This is a genomic window from Gilvimarinus sp. 1_MG-2023 (assembly GCF_030548285.1).
This window is the reverse complement of the sequence record NZ_JAUOSC010001700.1, coordinates 1-236: the sequence shown is the minus strand read 5'-3', so window position 1 is coordinate 236 and position 236 is coordinate 1. Positions and strand designations below refer to the sequence as shown.

Genomic DNA, 236 nt, shown 5'->3' with positions numbered 1-236 from the left:
ATATGATCCTGAATGATCTGGGCGGTGGTTTTCAGCGCCAGGTCACCTGTGGCGTGACCGTATTGGTCATTGATGTTCTTGAAACGGTCGAGATCGAGCCAGAGTACGCCAAAGGTTTCTTGATCTTGCTGTAGCCGCCTCATATGTTGCTGCAGCTCTTCCATCATGCCGCGGCGGTTGAGCAAGCCGGTGACCGGGTCGGTATAGGTCAGTCTTTCCAGTTCTTCGGTACGCTG

Annotated in this window: 1 protein-coding gene; it reads right to left on the bottom strand. The window is 53.8% G+C overall.

Features of this window, described 5'->3' with window-relative positions:
- On the bottom strand, nt 1–236 hold a 236-nt coding region (locus Q4563_RS22585; RefSeq protein ID WP_303606142.1), incomplete at both ends, for a GGDEF domain-containing protein.